The sequence below is a fragment of the Streptomyces sp. NPDC102258 genome (assembly GCF_055584685.1).
Window position 1 is genome coordinate 1 of the sequence record NZ_JBVJLO010000049.1, and the last position, 14250, is coordinate 14250.

At 73.5% G+C, this 14250-nt stretch carries 11 protein-coding genes and 1 pseudogene; 4 read left to right on the forward strand and 8 right to left on the reverse strand.

What is annotated here, in order from left to right:
• Together ACZ6ZT_RS34645 and ACZ6ZT_RS34650 are read left to right on the forward strand one after the other, a co-directional pair.
• A pseudogene (locus ACZ6ZT_RS34645) lies at positions 1–203 on the forward strand (ABC transporter ATP-binding protein); the annotation flags it as partial.
• Positions 190–1071, forward strand: coding sequence for an ABC transporter permease (locus tag ACZ6ZT_RS34650; protein ID WP_469724408.1), 882 nt, complete (start codon positions 190–192; stop codon positions 1069–1071). The pseudogene ACZ6ZT_RS34645 and the gene ACZ6ZT_RS34650, both read left to right, overlap by 14 nt.
• An 8-nt stretch (positions 1072–1079) precedes the next feature.
• On the opposite strand, the gene ACZ6ZT_RS34655 is transcribed toward ACZ6ZT_RS34650, so the two are convergent.
• The 3 genes from ACZ6ZT_RS34655 to ACZ6ZT_RS34665 form a co-directional block, all read right to left on the reverse strand.
• On the reverse strand, positions 1080–1814 hold the full coding sequence (locus tag ACZ6ZT_RS34655) for a sirohydrochlorin chelatase (RefSeq protein ID WP_469724409.1): 735 nt from the start codon (positions 1812–1814) through the stop codon (positions 1080–1082).
• A gap of 16 nt (positions 1815–1830) precedes the next feature.
• Positions 1831–2610 (reverse strand): AfsR/SARP family transcriptional regulator, encoded by a 780-nt coding sequence (locus ACZ6ZT_RS34660; RefSeq protein ID WP_469724410.1) that lies wholly within the window; start codon positions 2608–2610, stop codon positions 1831–1833.
• A gap of 342 nt (positions 2611–2952) precedes the next feature.
• Positions 2953–4371: an MFS transporter gene (locus ACZ6ZT_RS34665; protein WP_469724411.1), complete on the reverse strand. Its 1419-nt coding sequence runs from the start codon at positions 4369–4371 to the stop codon at positions 2953–2955.
• 159 nt (positions 4372–4530) lie between these two features.
• Here ACZ6ZT_RS34665 and ACZ6ZT_RS34670 point away from each other — a divergent pair, with 159 nt between their 5' ends.
• Positions 4531–5130 carry a TetR/AcrR family transcriptional regulator gene (locus ACZ6ZT_RS34670; RefSeq protein ID WP_469724412.1) on the forward strand — a complete coding sequence of 200 codons (600 nt, stop codon included), beginning with the start codon at positions 4531–4533 and terminating at the stop codon, positions 5128–5130.
• Positions 5131–5206: 76 nt separating this feature from the next.
• Here ACZ6ZT_RS34670 and ACZ6ZT_RS34675 read toward each other — a convergent pair whose 3' ends face one another.
• The 5 genes from ACZ6ZT_RS34675 to ACZ6ZT_RS34695 form a co-directional block, all read right to left on the reverse strand.
• Positions 5207–5668, reverse strand: coding sequence for a nuclear transport factor 2 family protein (locus ACZ6ZT_RS34675; protein ID WP_469724413.1), 462 nt, complete (start codon positions 5666–5668; stop codon positions 5207–5209).
• Between the two features lie 36 nt (positions 5669–5704).
• Positions 5705–6511 (reverse strand): thioesterase II family protein, encoded by an 807-nt coding sequence (locus ACZ6ZT_RS34680; protein WP_469724415.1) that lies wholly within the window; start codon positions 6509–6511, stop codon positions 5705–5707.
• Between the two features lie 15 nt (positions 6512–6526).
• Complete coding sequence (locus tag ACZ6ZT_RS34685) at positions 6527–8155, reverse strand: long-chain-fatty-acid--CoA ligase (RefSeq protein ID WP_469724416.1); 1629 nt, start codon at positions 8153–8155, stop codon at positions 6527–6529.
• Between the two features lie 748 nt (positions 8156–8903).
• Positions 8904–12962 carry a type I polyketide synthase gene (locus ACZ6ZT_RS34690; RefSeq protein WP_469724418.1) on the reverse strand — a complete coding sequence of 1353 codons (4059 nt, stop codon included), beginning with the start codon at positions 12960–12962 and terminating at the stop codon, positions 8904–8906.
• 16 nt (positions 12963–12978) lie between these two features.
• A complete protein-coding gene (locus ACZ6ZT_RS34695) occupies positions 12979–13212 on the reverse strand; it encodes an acyl carrier protein (RefSeq protein ID WP_469724419.1) in 234 nt (77 codons plus the stop codon).
• A gap of 201 nt (positions 13213–13413) precedes the next feature.
• Between ACZ6ZT_RS34695 and ACZ6ZT_RS34700 the strand changes: the two genes are divergently transcribed.
• Positions 13414–14154, forward strand: a complete 741-nt coding sequence (locus ACZ6ZT_RS34700; protein ID WP_469724421.1) for a 2OG-Fe dioxygenase family protein — start codon at positions 13414–13416, stop codon at positions 14152–14154.
• Positions 14155–14250 lie beyond the last annotated feature (96 nt).

Consider the following 14250-nt stretch of genomic DNA (forward strand, 5'->3'; position numbering starts at 1 on the left):
TCTTCGTCACCCACAACGTCCGCGAGGCCGTCCGCCTCGCCCAGCGCGTCGTCCTGCTCTCCTCCCGCCCCGGCCGGGTCGCCCGGCAGTGGACCGTGGACATCCCGCAGCCGCGCCGCATCGAGGACGCCGACGTCGCCGACCTGTCCCTGGAGATCACCGAACACCTGCGTGGGGAGATCCGCCGCCATGGCCAGCACTGACCTCCGGCCCCGGGAGGCGCGCACCGCCTCCCACGAGCTGGCCGGGCTCGACGCGCTCGACACCCACGACGGCGCGCGCACCCCGCTGCGCCGGGTGCTGCTCGGCAAGGCCCTGCCGCCCGCCGTGGCCGTCGCCCTGGTGCTGGCGGTGTGGCAGGCGCTCGTCTGGGCCCGCGTCACCGACGACCACATGCTGCCGCCGCCGTCCGCGGTGTGGCGGAGCCTGAGCGACCTGTGGTTCAAGGGCACCCTCCTCGACGTGCTCTGGACCAGCGTCTGGCGCGGCCTGTCGGGCTTCCTGCTGGCCCTGGCCATCGGCACCCCGCTCGGCCTGCTCGTCGCCCGCGTGAAGTTCGTCCGCGCCGCGATCGGGCCGGTCCTCCAGGGCCTGCAGTCCCTGCCCTCGGTCGCCTGGGTGCCCCCGGCGGTCCTCTGGCTGGGCCTGGACAACTCGATGATGTACGCGGTCATCCTGCTCGGCGCCACCCCCTCCATCGCGGGCGGCCTCGTCTCCGGCATCGACCAGGTCCCGCCGCTGTTCCTGCGGGCCGGCCGGTCGCTCGGCGCCACCGGCTTGCGCGGCGCCCGCCACGTGATCATGCCCGCCGCCCTCCCCGGCTACCTGGCCGGCCTCAAGCAGGGCTGGGCGTTCTCCTGGCGCTCCCTGATGGCCGCCGAGATCATCGCCAGCTCCCCCGACCTGGGCCTCGGCCTCGGCCAGTTGCTGGAATCGGGGCGCGAGACCTCCGACATGGCGCGGATCTTCCTCGCCATCGTGCTGATCCTGCTGGTCGGCGTCGCCGTCGACCTGCTGGTCTTCGGCCCGCTGGAGCGGCGGATGCTGCGCCGCCGGGGCCTGCGCCCGTGAGGGAGCCGTCAGCCCGTCGGGGCCGGGGCGCGGGCGGCCCGGTCGTAGCGGCGCAGGACGAGCCGGACCAGTTCCGGCGCGGCGCCGAGGACCGGGGCCAGCACGTCCGCCCCGGCCGCGCGGGCGCCCGCCGCGATCCGGTCGGGCAGCCGGCCCGGCGCCAGGACGTACGGGGCGACCGCCACCCGACGGGCCCCCTCGGCGCGCAGCGCCCGTACGACGTCCTCGGTACGGGGCCCCAGGGAGGCGGCGGCGGGCCGTACGGCGTACCAGCCGGCGGCGTGCTGCCACCGCCGGGCCGTCTCGGCGAGCGTCTCGGCCGCCTCCGGGTCGCCGCTGCCGGCGGCCGCCAGGACCACGCCGGTGCCGGCCCGGTCGCCCGGGTCGAGCCCGGCCCCGTACAGCCGGCGCTCCAGCGCCGCGAGGAGCAGCGGGTCGGGCCCGAGGACCGGGGCCCGGAGCACGGCGAGACCGGGCGGTGCCTGGCGCAGGACGCCGGGCAGGTCCGTCTTCGCGTGGAAGGCGCGGGTCAGCAGCAGCGGCTGTACCACCACGCCGCGCACCCCGTCGCGGGCGGTGCGCGCCAGCTCCTGCGGTACGGAGGGGGCGTCGAAGTCGAGGAAGGCCGTGCCCACGCGCAGTCCGGGCCTCGTCGACCGGATCCGGCGGGTGAGGGCGCGCACCGTCTCGGCGTGCCGCGGATCGCGGCTGCCGTGCGCGACCAGGAGCAGGGAGCCGTTCATCGCGGGGGGCTCTGCCCTAGCCCGCGACGAGCGCCGGGACCGGCCAGTACGGCTCGTTCTGGAGCAGCATCGGGTCGTGGGTGAGGATCGCCCGCTCGTACTGGCTCAGTACGGGGGAGGGCTCGATGCCCTGCGACTCGATCATGTTGTGGCGGCACTGGCGGTAGACCGTCAGGGCGTCGAGCTGACGGCCGCAGCGGTACAGCGCCCGCATGAGCAGCATGCAGAACTGCTCGTGGTTCGGGTTGCGCGAGTACAGCTCGGTCAGCTCCGGGAGGATGCGTTCGTGGCCGCCGGTGCGCAGTTCTAGATCGTAAAGCAGAATGAGCGCCGAATTTCTCGCCTCCATATATCTGGTGGAGGCGGTGCGGCAGATCGGGCCGCCGGCCAGTCCGCCGAATACCGGGCCCCGCCAGCGGGAGAGTCCGGCGCGGAGGTCGGTGATGTTCTGGCGGTGTTCCGAGAGGGTGTCGGTGCCCGTTCTCGCGTGGATCGCGTCCACGGTGTCGAGAAAAAGATAGGCGTCGAGTTCCCACCGGTCGAAGAGGAACATGTAGCCGGAGGTGCTCGTGACCACCCGCGATCCCTCCCGGTCCGGTTCGACCGCGGCGAGGGTCCGGCGCACCCGGCTGACCTGCGCCTGGAGGGCGTTCTCGACCTTGTTGGGGGGAGTGGTGCCCCACAGTTCGAGGATGAGGGAGTCGACCGTGACGAGCGATCCGCCGGCCGCGAGCAGCGTCGCCAGGAGCGTCTGCTGCATGGCGCCGCCGAGGCGTACGGCGACGCGCTGTTTCATTATTTCTATGGAGCCTAGGACTGAGAACAGCAACACAAACATCTCCCCGCGAGATGGAAAGAGAACGGTGTCGTGTGCACTGGCGCCGGGTGATCGATTCGGTGCCGGAAGCGGTACGCAAGTACAACTGAATTCCTAGTGGACCGATCGGTCCCGACCGTACTTGGTCAGGTAGGAGCGTGTCAATGAAGCCCGGCCCCTCCGGACCCCGCCCGGGCCCGGACGCGACAAGGCCGTGCAACACGTCCGGCGCCGGATGCGGGGGATCCAATGGGTGCGCCAGACGTGTTGCACGGCCGATCGAGGGGAGGGCGCGGCCGCCTCGGCGGCCGCGCCCTCCGGTCAGACCGCGGCCTTCTGGCGGTAGCGGGCGGCGCCCGCCAGGGCCACGAGGGTGACGGCGAGGGTGATGATCGTGACGGTCCACAGACCGGCCCGGTAGGGGGCGATCCCGCCGGTGGAGAGCGAGAAGACGGTGGCGGTGAGCGCGATGACCACGCCGTTGCCGATCTGCGCGCCGGCGTTGAACAGGCCGGAGACCAGGCCCTGTTCGCTGGGCTCGGCGGTGCCGACGGCCGCGATGTTGAGGGCCGGGTAGACCGCGGCGAAGCCGAGGCCGCCGAGGAGCTGCTGGGCGAAGAGGGTGACCAGCGGGTCGACCTCGCCCATCAGCAGGACCCAGCCGAGGTAGCCGATGCTCAGCATCACCAGGCCGCCGGTCGCGACCGGCCAGGCACCGTACTTGGTGACCAGCGCGGCGCCGTAACGGGCGGTGCCCGCCGTCAGCACGCCGCCGAGCAGGAAGGCGAGGCCGGCCTCCAGCGGGGACCAGCCCAGCTGCTCCTGGTAGTAGAGGGTCAGCACGAACTGGAAGGAGACGTAGGCGCCGAAGAAGAGCATGGCGACCAGGGCGCGGGTCAGCTGGCCCTTGCGGAAGACGGAGAGCGGGACGAGCGGCGCCGGGTGGCGGCTCTCGATCAGCGCGAACAGCGGGAAGAGGACGGCGGCGGCGATGAGCGAGCCGATGGTCTGCGCGTCGGACCAGCCGTCACTGGCGGCCCGGCTGAGCCCGTAGACCAGGGCCACCGCGCCGGCCGTGACGGTGACGGCTCCGAGGATGTCCAGGCTGCCGCTCTTGCCCTTCTCCTGCTGTGCGGGTACCACGGAGGCGGCGAGCACCGCGACGATGACACCGGCGACGGCGGGGGCGAAGAGCACCAGGCGCCAGGAGACGCCGGCCATCAGGCCGCCGAGGATCAGACCGAGGGAGTAACCGGCCGATGCCACGGCCAGGAAGGTGCCGAGCGCGCGGTTGCGCGACTGCTCGTCACGGAAGGCGTCGAGCAGGATCGCCATGGCGGCGGGTGCGGTGATGCCGGCACTGACGCCCTTGAGGAGACGGGCCACGACCAGGACCACGCCGTTGTCGGCGAAACCGCCGAGGACACTGGCCACCACGAAGACGGCCAGCCAGCCGATCAGCAGCTTCTTGCGGTTGTACAGGTCGGCCAGCCGGCCGCCCAGCAGCAGGAACCCGCCGAAGCCCAGCGCGTACGCCGACACCACCCACTGGAGGGCGGAGGTCGTCATTCCCAGGTCCGCCTGGACCAGGGGGAGGGCCGGACCCATGCTCGCGATGTCCATCGCGTCGAGGAACTGCACCGCGCACACGACCAGGAGCAGCAGGGGAAGGCTCTTGACCACGGGGGCGGGAGGTACCGCCCGGGCGATGGGGGGAGAGGTCGGGGAGGCCTCGGTCATGATCAGACTCCGATCGGAGTGTCGTCGGAAGCAGTGGACCGCAACGATGAGAATGACGGACCGATCAGTCCTGGACTGATCGGTCCATTTCTAGCGCTCACAAACCCCTGTGTCAAACGTATGCTGGGATCCGCGGGGGAGAGGGGAAGGAGTTCAGACATGGCGCGTACACCGGCACCAGGTACGAGGCGGCGGATTCTGGAGGCCTCGGCCAAACTCTTCGGTGAGCAGGGGGTCCGGGCCGTCGGCATGCAGCAGGTGATCGACGCGACCGGCGTGGGCAAGAGCCTGCTCTACCGCGAGTTCGCCAGCAAGGACGAGCTCATCGCCGCCTGGCTCCGCGAGAGCGACGCGCAGTGGTGGGAGCGGGCCGAGGAGGTGACGGCGCCCTACGACGGCGACCCGGCCCGGAAGATCATGGCGCTGATGGAGTTCTTCCACGCCAGCGTCCAGGAACCGGACTTCCACGGCTGCATCTACTACAACACCTCCAGCGAGTTCCGCGACCCGGCCCACCCGGGCCGCCAGGAGGCGACCCTGCACCTCAAGGGCCTGCGCAACTGGCTGCGCGACATGGGCTCCCAGGCCGGCGCCGAGGACCCCGACGCCCTGGCCGACACGCTGATGCTCGTCATCGGCGGCCTGCTGGCCAACGGCGAGGTGCTCGGCACGGGCGGCCCCGCCCGCATGGCCATGGCCACCGCCGAACTCGTCCTGCGCCAGTACTGCCCGAACGCCCTGGCGGGCGCCGCGCTCTGACCCCGCCCCCGGACGCGGACCGGCCCCCCGGCACCTCGGTGCCGGGGGGCCGGTCCGCGCGCGGACCGGGCTCCCGTCAGGGGGCCGGGACACCGGTGCGCCGGGGCTGGGCGGCCCGTACCGCCACGCCGTGCTCCTCGTACCCGTCGTTGTAGACGAACGACGAGGGCATCCGGTCGTGGAACTGGTAGTCGGCCTGAATTCGCCCGTCCTCGGCGAGCACGACGATGTCCTGGCCGGACATCTCCATCTCGCCCGTGGCCGCCGACACCATCACCCAGTTGAACCGGACCACGTCGTGGTGGCCGGTCGCGTTGTGCGAGGAGCGGAACTCGTAGCCCATCGGGCCGTACACCTCGTGCGTGTAGGCCAGCTGGTCCAGGAGCGCCGCGTGCCCGCGGATCGGGTCCTTGCGGTAGAAGACGTACGTGCAGTCCGGCGCGTACAGCGCGTGCACCAGCTCGCGCCGGCGCTGCGCGTCGGTCTCGTTCCACAACGCGACGTAACGCGCCAGGAGTTCGTTCGGTCGGGGCAGCATGGGGTGAACCTCCGGTTCTGCGGGGACGCCGCCCGCTCAGCCGTCCGCCGCGGCGTACCGCGGCAGCAGCTGGGCCAGGTCGGCCGTGATGGCGCGGGCGTGGGAGCGCAGGTAGAAGTGGTCCCCGGGGAAGGTCCGGCACCCCAGGAACTCCGGAGTCCGCCCGGCCCACGACCGCATGGCCTCGGGCGCGAGGAGGGGATCCGCGCGCCCGGAGTACGCGACGACGGGACAGCCCACGGCCGCCCCGTCGTCCTGATGGCCGGCGCACACCGCGCCGTCCGCGCCCATCGCCCGCACCGCCGCCGCCAGCAGCTCCGGATCCGCCGCCACCTCGGGCGGCAGCCCGCCCAGCAGCCGCAGCGCCTCCAGCGGGTCCGCGGACAGCGCGGCGGGCGCCGAGAAGCCCCGCGGCGCCCACCCCGACACGGCGAGCAGCGCCGGGCCGGGCAGGCCCCGGCGCTCCAGCTCCACGGCCAGCCGGTAGCCCAGCAGCGCCCCCATCGAGTGCCCGAACACCGCGTAGGCGCGCCCGTCGAGGTCGTCCGAGACCACCCGCGCGAGCGCCTCCACCAGCGGGCCCAGCCGGGTGTACGGGGCCTCGCGCCGCCGCTCCTGACGTCCGGGCAGCTGTACGGCCTGCACGGCCACCGAGGCGGGCAGCCACCCCGGCCACTGTCGGTACATCGAGGCGCCGCCCCCGCTGTGGTGCAGCAGGAACAGCCGCGTCCCGGCGTCCGGTTCGGCGTCGGCCGGGTGCAGCCAGCGCGCGGCGCCCTGCACCTCGGGCAGCGGGCCCGGGGCCCCGGCGGGCGGAGCCGGCCGGGCCGCCGGGGCGTCCATCGCCTCCACGGTGGGCTACGCGGCGGCCGGCGCCGTGGCGGCGGCCGCCGCGGGCGCGGGTGCGGCCGTGTGGCGCTCCCGCAGCACCCGGCGCAGCACCTTCCCGGTGGGGTTGCGCGGCAGCGCGGTCACGATGTCGTAGCCGGTGGGGATCTTGAAGCCGGCCAGCCGCCCGTTCAGGAACCGCAGGAAGTCCCGGGGGACGGCCTCGGCGCCCGCCCGCAGCACCACCGCGGCCCGTACGGCCTCGCCCCAGTCGGGGTGCGGGACCCCGTACACGGAGACCTCCGCGACGGCCGGGTGGGCGCGCAGCGCGTTCTCGACCTCCGTGGGGTAGATGTTCTGGCCGGCGACGATGATCGTGTCGTTGACGCGGTCCGCGAGGAACAGGTAGCCGTCGGCGTCGAGGTGGCCCATGTCGCCCATGGCCAGCCACTGTCCGTCGGCGCCCTCCGGGCCGCCCGTCAGGGCCGCGGCCGTCGCCTCCGGCAGCTGCCAGTAGCCCAGGAAACGGGCCGGGCTCTTGATGACGACCCGGCCCACCTCGCCCGCCGGCAGCTCCCGCCCCTCCCCGTCCAGGATCCGCACCTCGTTGCCCGGCAGCGCCCGGCCCGCCGAGGCGAGCACGGCCGACCCCGGGGTGTGGTCCGAGGGCGCCAGACAGGTGACGAAACTGCCCGCCTCGGCGGAGGAGTACCCCTGCGCCAGCTCGCAGCCCAGTACGTCGATGCAGGTCAGGAGCAGCTCGCGGTCGATGGGGGAGCCGCTGTAGACCACCTTGCGCAGCGAGGCGAACGTCTCGCGGCCGGTGCCCCGCTCGTTCAGCATCATCCGGAGCATCGCGGGCGCGGCCCACAGCGTGGTGATCCCGTGCCGCTCGATCAGCCGCGTCGCCTCGTCCGGGAGGAACTGACGCATGATCACCGTGGTGGCGCCGGCGTTGAAGGAGTGCATGAACCAGCCGAAGCCGGAGGTGTGCAGGGCCGGGAAGCAGCTCAGCCCCCGGTCCTCGGGCCGCCAGTCGATCCAGTCCACCCCGGCGGCCCGGCTGTCCGCGATGAAGGTGAAGAACGTCCGCTGCGCCAGCACCACCCCCTTCGGCAGGCCGGTCGTCCCGCTCGTGTACAGCTGCGCCACCGGGTCGTCGAAGCCCGAGGCCCCGGCGGTGGGCGGCTCGGTGTCCACGGCGTCGCCCTTCCAGCTGAGGAAACCGGCCGCCAGGTGCGCGTCCGAGTCCATCTCCACGACCCGGGCCAGCCGCGGCAGCACCGGCCGCAGCTTGTCCACCAGCGGGCGGAACTGCCGCTCCACGAAGAGGAGTTCGGCCTGGGAATCGCGCAGGATGTGCTCGACCTCGCCGACCGTGAGCCGCGAGTTGACGGGCACCAGCACGGCCCCGGCCTTGGCGCAGCCGAGCGCGAGGTCGAAGTAGTACTCCGACTCCCGGCCCAGGTAACCCACCCGGGCCCCCACGCCCAGCCCGGCCGCCAGCAGCGCGTGCGCCGTCCGGTTGCTCTCCCGGTGCAGCTGCGCGTACGTCAGCACCCGGTCCTCACAGATCACCGCCGCCTGCCCGGGCCGACTCCGCGCATGCGCCGCCGCCCGAGCGGCGAGAGTCCGGTCCTCCATACGGTCCTTGCCCATGGGTTCCCCCGTGTCGTCTGTGCCGTGTGTGTGATCCCCGCGAACCACCCCGCCCGCCCGAACCACGCGCGCCGCCCGGGGCGTCCTGCTCGGGTGAGCCGTGCGAGTGGTGCGGGTGGGTCGTTCAGGCCGTGCGGGTCGTTCGGGCCGTGCGGGTGGTGCGGGTCGTTCGGGCCGTGCGGGTGGTGCGGGTGGTGCGGGTCGTGCAGGTCGTGCGAGCCGTGCAGGTCGTGCGAGCCGTGCAGGTCGTTCGGGTCGTGCGAGCCGTGCGGGTCCTGCGGGCCGTCCGGGTCGTGCCAGCAGTGCGGGCCGTCCGGGCCCTTCGGGCCGTGCCAGCCGCGGGTCATCCGGGTCCTGCGGGTCGTGCAGGTCGTCCCGGCCGCCGGGCCGTCCGGGCCGTGCCAGTCGTTCGGGTTGTGCGGACCGTCCGCGTCGTTTCCGGTCGTGCGAGCTGTGCAGCCTCCGGTCGTGTGCGTCGTGTGCGTCGTGTGCGTCGTGTGCGTCGTTTGGGCCGTGCGGGCCGTCCTGGCCGTCTGGGTCGTGCGTGCTGTCCGGCCCGTCCCGGCCCGTCCGGCCCGTCCCGGCCCATCCGGCCCGTCCCGGCCCGTCCGGCCCGTCCCGGCCCGTCCGACTCGTCGTGGCCGTGCGCGTCGTCCGGGTCGTCCGGCCCCCTCCGGCCTCCCGACCCCTCCCGGCCCTCCCGGCCGCCGCGGCGGAGTCCGGGTGCCCCCGGTGCCCCGGGAGGGGCTCAGCGCGGGGCCCCCGCCGGTTCCGGCGTGAGGCGGGTGGCGAGCATCTCGGCCAGTTCGTCCACCGACGGGTGGTCGAACACCGCCGACGACACCAGCGGCACGCGCAACCGCGTCTCCAGCTGCGTCTTGAGCACGATCGCCGTCAGCGAGTCCACCCCGAGCTCCAGGAAGCTCGCCCGGGTGTCCACGTACTCCGGGTCCTCGATCGCGAGCAGCGCCGCGACCGTGGCCCGGACCAGCGACACCAGCGCCGCCTGCCGCTCCGCCGGCTCCGCCGCCGCCAGCGCCGCCACGTCCAGCGGACCGGCGGCCGCCGCCGCCTCGGCCGCCCGTACCGTGTCGGAGGCCTCCACCGGCCGGTCCGGCAGCCGGGTGAAGCCCATCCCGGACAGCTCCGCCACGGGCCGGAAGGACCCTCCGGGCCCGTCCTCCAGCAGCACCAGGTCCAGCGTGAACGCCGGCCCGCCGCCCGCCCCGGGGGCGTCCGGGGCGCGCTCCACCCGGACCGCCGAGCGCAGCGCCTCGCCGCGCGGCTTCTTGAAGACCCGCAGCCGGCCCACGCTCGTGGCCACGTACCGGCGGCCGTCGTCGGCGAGCGCGGCCAGGGCGTGCGTGGCCCCGTCCAGCAGTGGCGGCGGCAGCAGTTCGGCGCGCGAGACGTCCCCGCCCGTCAGCTCCGTCACCGCGAAGTTCGGCCCGTACGCGGTCACCGCCCGGGCCCGCAGGAACTGCGGCCCGTACTCCAGACCGGCCTCGGCGTACGCGGCCCGTACCTGCCCGGCGTCCATCACCCGCGAGGGCCGCACCGCCGCCGACGCGGCCAGCAGCCCCAGCAGACCCTGCCCCTCCGGCGACGGGGAACCGCCTCCGGGAGCGGGCTCCGCCGCGACCGAGGCGGTGGCGTGCAGCCGCTCCACCCCGTCGGCGGCGTGCTCGGCGGCGGCCCGGCTGGAGATCTCCACCGCCAGCCGCCCGTCCGCCCCGGCCCGTACCCGGGTCACCAGCAGCACCGGCCGGTCCGACAGGAACAGCGCCTCGTGGAAGCGGACGTCCTCCACCGCCCGGCCGGTGTCCCCGTGGACCTCGTCCTGCACCGCGAGCAGCACTTCGAGGTAGGCCGTCGCGGGCAGGAACGCCTGCCCGCCGATCGTGTGGTCGGCCAGGTACCCCGGCGCCCCCGCACTGATCCGCGCCGTGAACTCCCGCCGCCCGCCGCCCGCCGCGCCCTCCCGGCCCAGCAGCGGATGCAGCCCCTCGGCGGAGCCGCCACGCGCCGCCGGCCGCGCCGGCAGCCGGTAGCCGCGCCGGTCGAAGGCGTACGTCGGCAGCGGGATCCGGCGCCCCGGCCCGTCCGCGTGCACCTCGCCCCAGGCGATGCCCAGCCCCGCCGTGTACGCGCCCGCGAGCGCGGCGTCCAGGGTGGCGCCCGTGGGGTCCTTGCGGCGCAGGCAGCTCAGCCAGCGGTGCTGCTCCTGCGGTACGCACTGCCGGGCCAGCGAGGTCAGCGCCGTCGACGGGCCCACCTCCAGGAACACGTGCCGGCCGCGCTCGGCGATGGCCCGGACCCCGGCCGCGAACTCGACCGTCTCGCCCACGTGCCGCACCCAGTACTCGGGCGTCGCCAGCTCCCGCGGGTCCGCGATCCGCCCCGTCAGGTTGGACACGAGCGGCAGCCGCGGCTCCCGGAAGGTGATCCCCCGCAGCACCTCGGCCAGCGGCTCGGCCACCCCGGCCATCAGCGGCGAGTGGAACGCCGCCGTCACGTGCAGCGGCGTCACCGTCCAGCCCCGCCCCCGCAACTCCCCGACCGCCTCGGCCAGGGAGCCGGCCCCGCCCGAGAGCACGCACTGCTCGGGGGCGTTGACAGCCGCGACCGCCAGATCCGGCCACGCCGTGAGCAGCGGGCGCACCTCGTCGGCGGGCGCCGCGACCGCCGCCATCGAGCCGGGCGCCGTCACCGACTCGATCAGCCGCGAGCGGGCGGCGAGGAAGGCCACCCCGTCGGCGAGGGAGAACAGTCCGGCGACGGTCGCGGCGACGATCTCGCCGACGCTGTGCCCGATCAGCACGCTCGGCCGGACCCCCCACGACAGCCACAGCCGGGCCAGCGCGTACTCCAGGGTGAACAGCGCCGCGTGCGTGAAGGACGTACGGGCCAGGGTCTCCTCGGCGTCCGGCGCCCGGCCGAACATCACCGCCGCCACCGACCGGCCCAGCAGCGGCGCGAACAGCGCGTCGCACTCGTCCACGCAGCGGGTGAAGACCGCATGGCGCCCGTACAGGGACCGGCCCATGCCCACGTACTGCGAACCGGACCCGGTGAACAGGAACGCCACCTTGCGGAACGCGTCGGGCTTCTCCTCCCCGCGCGGCGGGGCGCTCCACCGCTCCAGCCGGCCCGCCAGTTCGGCGGTCGAGGCCACGGCCGCGGCGGCGCGGAAGCGGAAGTGCGAGCGGTCCGTGGCGCGGGTGCGGCACAGGTCGGCGAGGGAGGTCTCGGGGTGCGCGGCGAGGAAGCGGGCGTACCGCTCGGCCTGGAGCCGCAGCGCCGGGCGGGACTTCGCGGACAGCGTGAACACCTGCCCCCCGTACGCCTCCCCCTCGGTCTCCGCCGCCGAAGCCGCCGGTACGCCGGCCCGCGCGGGCACCTCACCGAGGGCCCGCGCGCCCGTCCCCGGGGCGGGTGGCTCCTCCAGCACCGCCACCGCGATGGCCCCGGCGACCCCGAAGCCGTTCACGGTGGCCCGGCGCACCGGCGCCGTCCACGGCCGCTCCCGCTGCGCCACCTCGATCGGGTACGTGTCCCACGGGATCCGCCCGGACAGGTTGCGCCACACGTGCGGGAAGAACGCCCCGGCCCGCATCTGGGTGATCACCTTGATCACCCCGCCCAGCCCGGCGGCCGGCTCCATGTGCCCGATGTTGGCCTTCAGCGAGCCGATGACCAGCGGGTTCTCCCGGTCGTGCGAGGCGCCGAACACCCCGTTCACCGAGCCCAGCTCGATCGGGTCGCCCAGCGGCGTCCCCGTCCCGTGCGCCTCCACGTACTGGATGTCGCCCGGCTCCAGCCGCGCGTTGGCCAGCGCCGCCCGCATCACGGCCTCCTGCGCGGTCCCGTTGGGCGCGCTCAGCCCCGCGCTCTCGCCGTCCTGCCCGATCGCCGTCCCCCGTACGAGGGCCAGGATCCGGTCACCGTCCACCAGCGCGTCCGACAGCCGCTTGAGCACCAGCGCCCCGCAGCCCTCGGCGCGCGCGTAGCCGTCCGCGCTCTCGTCGAAGGTCTTGCAGTGCCCGTCCGGAGCCAGCATCTGGCCGTGCGAGAGGATCACGAACGAGCGCGGATTGTGCAGCGCGTTCACGGCCGCGCACAGCGCGATCCCGCACTCGCGCCGCCGCAGCCCCTCGACCGCCAGGTGCAGCGCGGTCAGCGAGGCCGCGCACGCCGTGTCCGTCGTCAGGCTCGGGCCGCGCCAGCCCAGGAAGTACGAGAGCCGCCCCGACATCGAGTAGCCGCCGAGCCCCGTCGTCAGGCTCCCGTCCAGCTGCTCGTCCGACAGCCCCTCCAGCTCCAGCGCGAAGTCCAGCGGGGACGCCCCCACGTAGACGCCGCCGTCACCGTGGCGCAGGCCGGCCGGATCGATCCCGGCGTCCTCCAGGGCCTCCCACACCGTCTCCAGCAGCAGCCGCTGGCCCGGATCGATGAAGGGCGCCTGCTTGGGCGGAATGTTGAAGAACTGCGCGTCGAACTCGTCTATCCGGTCGAGAAAGCCACCCGCCGCCGCGGTGATGTCGTCATCGGCCACCTCCGGAACCCAGCGGTCCCGGGGCAGCGGAACAATGCCGGAACGCCCGTCCCGCAGAAAGGAATCCAGATCGGAAATCGAATGGTTGCCGCCGGGGAGCCGCATACCGACACCGACCACCGCGATCGGCTCGTGCTTCTCCAGGAGGAACTGCCCGAGTGCCCGGTTCTGCCGGCCGACCGTCTCCTCGGCCGCTTCGAGCCTTTCCCTGATGTCCTGGATTTCCCCGGCCGATTCGAATTCCCGCGTCATGGTGGCGGCCTTTCTCTCAGTTGGCGTCGAAGATGTCGGCCAGCACGTCCGAGGCCAAGTAGTCGGTGAGCCGCTCGACGGTGGGCTGGTTGAACAGGGCGGTGCTGCTGATGCCCCGCCCCAGCTGCACCTCCAGCCGCTGCTTGACCTGCGTCAGCAGCAGGGAGGTCATACCGAGCTCGAAGAAGCTGTCCTCCACGGGCAGCTCCTCGTCCTCGGGCATGAGCAGCGCCGTCTTGAATTCCGCCACGACGATTTCTTCCAGAACCGTCCGGCGTTCCGACCGGGGCGAGGACACTAATTGTTCTGTCATACCGGTCGAGTGAAGCACAACGCCCGTGACGACCGGCTGACGTCGTCCTGACCCGGCCCTTCTGTCAGTTCAGCGTCAGCACGGATGTGGGAACCTCGGCGTGCAGGAGCGGTCGAAGCCGGTGTGGAGGAGTTCACAATGCAGACCAAGGCACGGGAAGAACTGCGGGCGAGGGGATATGCGTTGCTGCCCGCCGACCGGCTCGTCCTCGACGCCGAATTGCGGCAGCACGTCAAGGAATTGGCCGCCGAGTGGGAGAACCTGGAGACGGACCAGTACCTGAAGGGCGGCTCCCGCTTCCGCGAGCGCCGCTACGACCGGTTCTTCTTCGTACCGCGCACCGGCGAGGTCCGGCTGCGTCCGCACCGCCCCTACTTCCAGTCGATGAACGCCAACGACTACGCGGGCGGCATCGACCGCGACGTGGCCCCGCTGAGCCGCACCACCCTGGACAACCCGCTGCTGACCCGGCTCCTGCGGTCCGACTTCGAGAAGTTCCCGGTCCCCGAGGACGCCTGGCTCGACGACCCGTGGGACGTCCAGTGCCACCAGTTCCGCATCATCAGCACCCCCGACGAGACGGGCGAGCCCACCCCCGAGGGACCGCACCGCGACGAGGTCGACTTCGGCGCGATCCACCTCATGGGCCGCTTCAACGCGCAGGGCGGCGAGTCCCAGGTCTACAGCCTGGAGAAGGAGCTCCTCGCCGAGTTCACCCTCACCGAGCGGATGGACACCATGTTCTGGTCCGACGGACAGATCCTGCACGCGGTGCGCCCGATCCTGCCGCAGGACCCGACGAAGGCGGCCGTACGCGACGTGCTGATCCTGGGCTACAAACACACGCCGGAGCTGGTCCGCGAAGAGCCGGCCCACTGACATGACGACTCGGTCCACGGTCCGACGCGTCGACCGCGTGGTCATCCGTTTCGCGGGTGATTCGGGTGACGGTATGCAGTTGACGGGTGACCGTTT